Origin of the sequence: Antarcticimicrobium luteum, assembly GCF_004358185.1 — a bacterium.
Classification (GTDB): Bacteria; Pseudomonadota; Alphaproteobacteria; order Rhodobacterales; family Rhodobacteraceae; genus Antarcticimicrobium; species Antarcticimicrobium luteum.
This window is the reverse complement of the sequence record NZ_SMUV01000013.1, coordinates 1-4,000: the sequence shown is the minus strand read 5'-3', so window position 1 is coordinate 4,000 and position 4,000 is coordinate 1. Positions and strand designations below refer to the sequence as shown.

The following is a 4,000-nucleotide window of genomic DNA, read 5'->3' as shown; positions in this document are numbered from 1 at the left end:
GGTCACCGCCAAACCTAATAAAGTCTCCCCTTTCTCTCTGTCGATGTTAACAAAAATCCAAGAACAAAATCGAAATTGCGCTGACCCGCCACTGGTCGTCCTATAGCGACGACCTGAGTCCGGCTGGTGTTTACGCCGACCGGCGCAGGTAGAGCAATCGCCCGCTCCGCTGCGCGAGCTGAACGCTCGGCGCGTCGGCAGATCGCGGGCTTCGTGGTGCGCGTCGTCGGCCGCGGCCTGGTCGTCCAAGGACCAATTCCGGCGTTTGGTGGTGCAGTCAGCCGCCCCGATGTGACCGTGATCTGAGATCCGGCTGCCCTGTGCTCATTGGCAGAAGCCCTCGGTTGTCTTCTGGCCCATGCGGCCTTGGTTTCCAGTCTCGATTCCAAATCCAAACACGCATACGGACCCGCAGATCGCCCCGCCGTCAGGAAGGCGGGCCAGTGCAGCGAACACACAGACGCTTCACCTGCCGCGACCTCAGGCCACGCGCAGGGCCGCCGTGGGGGGGACAAAACGGAACCGGGCATGAGCGAAAGGCACACCCATACCCCTCCCCTCCGCGGCCTGGGCGGGGTCACCGGATGAAAGAGGGGCCATTTCCCCCTGAAGCCCGAGATCACCGGACGGCAGCGCCGAAAGATCAAAAAAAAAACACCACCGAGCCCTTGAGGTTCCCCCCCGACTTCACTAGGTAACCATCATTGGCGCGGGATGGAGCAGCCCGGTAGCTCGTCAGGCTCATAACCTGAAGGTCGTAGGTTCAAATCCTACTCCCGCAACCATCTTTAGCGAACACGAGTTCGCTTCAAGGCCCGCCTCACCGGCGGGCCTTATTTGTTTCAACATCTCCAACAACTTGCCCCGAACTTCCAGTTCATGAACTTCAGCGTCTGCGTCCCAGGAGACGATCACGCGGTCGATCAAGGTGTGCAATTCATCGCTGGCTGGGCCGGCGACCTCTTCCGCTGTCAGCGTCTCGGCGAGATTCTTGACATATTGCCGATAGACAGCCGGCAGATCGGTGGGCAGGTCGATCGGCGCGGGAACCAGGGCCTCGCGTGCGGCACGCAGCGTTGCGAGTTCCGCATCGACCGTGTTGAGCCGCACGATCAGCGGTTCGGAATACTGGCCATTCTCCACGGCGCGCAGCAAGTTGGCGTGGGTCCTCTCCATTTCGCGGATCTTGGCGTCATGTCGCCGCAATGCCTCGCCGCTGTCCTGCTCCTGGGCCCGAAGTTTGGCAATGAACCTCTCCCGGAATTCTTCATACGCGGAGTCCTGCATCAGGCCCCAGCGTAGGCCATCCAGGAGGGTTGTTGCTGCGTCTCGCTCCAGAAAGCCCGGCATTCCCTGACAAACCGAGTCGCCCTTCTCCTTGGCATTGGCGCAGTAGTAGCGCCGCCTCTCGCCCTTGCCCGCTACTGTGAGATTTCCGCCGCATTGATCGCAGGTCAGTAGGCCTGACAGCAGATACTTTCGCCTGCGCGCGCTCTGCGCTGCCCCTGCGCCTGTCTTGCCGTCGGCCTCCGCACGACTTCTCCTGTCCTGGATCGCTCCCTGCCGCGCCTTTACTGCGTCCCAGAGGGGATCGTCGATGAGGCGAAGATCGGGGACGTCGACGATCTTCCATTCATCGCGGGGGTTCAGCCTGGAGATCCGTTTCCCCGTGTCGGGGTGTTTGGCATAGCGCAGCCGGTTCCAGACCCGTTTGCCGACATAGAGCTCGTTGTTCAAAATCCCGGTACCCCGTTTGCAGTTCCCGTAAATCGTGTTCTGCCTCCAGTGACCGCTGCCCTGACCAGCGCCCCGCGGGGACGGAACGGCATCCGCATTGAGGTCCTTCGCGATATTGTGCGGCGACTTGCCTGCGGCGTATTCCGAGAAGATCCGTCGCACGACGGCGGCCTCGGACTCATCGACCATGAGGTCGCCTTTGATCAGTTCGCCGGATGCTGTTTTACAGAGCTTGTACCCATAGGACAGCCCGCCCGCGCTTTTGCCTTCTTCGATTTTTCCGGCCAACCCGCGGCGGGTCTTGTATCCGAGTTCTTCGAGGAAAATCTGCGCAAAGGTCCCGAGGATTCCGATATCGAAGATCCCAAGCTTGCCGCGGTGAAGTTGATGCAGTTCAGTCTGGGCATGGCGCGCCAGCTTGTAGAAGCCCATGAGGTCTTCGAGGTCGCGGGACAGGCGATCAATATGCTCAAAGACCACGATATCAAATCGCTCCGCGCGCACTGCGGCCTGTAGTGCCTCGAACCCCGGTCGATCCTTGGTTGCACCACTCAGGGCCATGTCGGAGAAAACCTCGATGACCTTCCATCCCGTTTGATCCGCGAGCCGCTGGCATTCCCGCACTTGGTCCTGGACCGACTTGGGGTTCTGCAAATCGGTGGAAAAACGCGCGTAGATGGCAACTCGTTTCGGCGGCGGCGTCTGAATCATAGGGGCTCTCGGCTGGGTTGTTGCGGCGGAAAGGATGCGACCTCTGCGCGATTTCGTCCAGCGCCTATCTAAAGGACGGAAAACAGATGAAATTATGGCAGCGCTTCCATAATGCTGCCCGAATCATTCGGGACCATGGCCTTACCGCGTCCGAGGTTTCCTCTTTCGTTTTGCCTTCCTTGGCGACTCGCTTGGCAGCAACTTCGGCGATGAGGTCGATCAGGTTCGTGAGGTGCATTCTCGTCTCCTTCGGCAGTGGACGTCGAAAAACCACGTGCGAAAGACGGATGCCTCGGTCAGGTCGAGATCAGTTGACGCCCGCGCATTTCCATGCGCGGGCGTCGTTGTCGGCGGGTGTGCCATTACTCGAGTAGCAGCAAGAGCGTTGGCATTCGGCGCGCCCGCCTGTCGGGCAAAGCCCGATCCAGTTTCACTCAGATGCGTTGGCGCAGCTCATCGACCGCGCGGATGGCGTGCATCACATCGAACACCTCGTGAATGCTGTCCCTGAGGTCCAGCAAGAACGGCAGCGCGAGTATTAGGGCGTCGGCCTCGGCCGTTCGGTGGCGGTGGGTTTGCACTGCGCCACCGTCGATATGGCATACATCAGCCGTGAACTCCTCCACGGTCGTGGTTCCATCGTCGATACGGCGCTTTACCGTCTCAATGACTGCATCGAGATCGTTAAGGGCCTCCTGATCGAAAATGCGTTGGCTGTCGATCCGGGATACCAGGTGTTGCGCGCCCCGGCGTTCATGAGATCCCAGGTTCGGGATGACATCGCGACGCAATTCGTAGACGCAGTCTCGGGATGCGGCGAAGGCATCGGCCGCGCGCATTTCAACGATGTCGGGGTTGAGGGGTAGACCATCTTTCATTTTTGGACTCCATTTGAGTTGAGGGTGTGGGCCGCGTGCAGGGCGCGGTTCCACTCTTGGAAACCGCCGCCCTCGCGCTGCCACCTCTGGTGTTCACAGCGCCGTTGCTCCCGAACTTCTGCGGCCATGTCAGCCTCTGCGTCCAAACGGGCGCGCACGGCGTTCATCCGGGCAGTGAGGAGATCATCGAGACACCCGATGACGGGTGTGGTTCTCGGCTGAACAGAATCGAACCCAGGGTGATTGAGGCTAACGGTCCTGGTTCGGGAGCAGTCGAATCGCGTCGGCCGATCAAGTCCGGCCCTCTCGCGGGCCTCTGGGGACTGAACGCGGATGTCGTATCCGCGATTGGCCGAGGGGGCCAAATGTGCGTAGGCCGTCCTGTTGGCCTTCATCTTTTCCAGGCGTTCCATCAGCGGCTCGTCCAGTTGTCCCACGACAGGCGAGCCGGTTTCAGTGTCTGGAACGAAACCCGGGTGTGAAACGCTGACAATGATCGAGCGGACGCCAACGAAATGCGTCGGGCGGTCCAGCCCGGCGCGCGCGCGGGAGTCGGGGTGATTGACGCGCACTTCGAAACCTCGGTTCCCTGCATGGTCGTCAGCGACAATGGGACGGAACTGACTTCGAATGCCATCCTCCAGTGGCAGGAAGAGCGCTCTGTCGAATGGCAT

The 4,000-nt window shown here is 60.6% G+C and carries 4 protein-coding genes, 1 tRNA gene and 2 pseudogenes; 2 read left to right on the top strand and 5 right to left on the bottom strand.

From position 1 onward, the window contains the following. On the bottom strand, positions 1-249 hold a 249-nt coding region (locus E1832_RS22650), incomplete at its 3' end, for a hypothetical protein (RefSeq protein WP_206020963.1). Positions 250-708: 459 nt separating this feature from the next. Between E1832_RS22650 and E1832_RS00135 the strand changes: the two genes are divergently transcribed. Together E1832_RS00135 and E1832_RS22750 are read left to right on the top strand one after the other, a co-directional pair. Then, positions 709-785 (top strand) — tRNA-Met (locus E1832_RS00135). A gap of 94 nt (positions 786-879) precedes the next feature. Further along, entirely contained in the window at positions 880-1,302 is a 423-nt protein-coding gene (locus E1832_RS22750; RefSeq protein ID WP_245513712.1) for a hypothetical protein, read from the top strand. Between the two features lie 105 nt (positions 1,303-1,407). Here the strand turns inward: E1832_RS22750 and E1832_RS22745 are convergent. The 4 genes and pseudogenes from E1832_RS22745 to E1832_RS22645 form a co-directional block, all read right to left on the bottom strand. Beyond that, a pseudogene (locus tag E1832_RS22745) lies at positions 1,408-2,448 on the bottom strand (recombinase family protein); the annotation flags it as partial. Positions 2,449-2,512: 64 nt separating this feature from the next. Continuing rightward, positions 2,513-2,686 (bottom strand): hypothetical protein, encoded by a 174-nt coding sequence (locus E1832_RS22345; RefSeq protein ID WP_165978743.1) that lies wholly within the window; start codon positions 2,684-2,686, stop codon positions 2,513-2,515. 196 nt (positions 2,687-2,882) lie between these two features. Next, positions 2,883-3,326, bottom strand: a complete 444-nt coding sequence (locus E1832_RS00125; protein WP_133357749.1) for a hypothetical protein — start codon at positions 3,324-3,326, stop codon at positions 2,883-2,885. Further along, positions 3,323-4,000: pseudogene (locus E1832_RS22645) on the bottom strand (hypothetical protein); the annotation flags it as partial. The pseudogene E1832_RS22645 and the gene E1832_RS00125, both read right to left, overlap by 4 nt.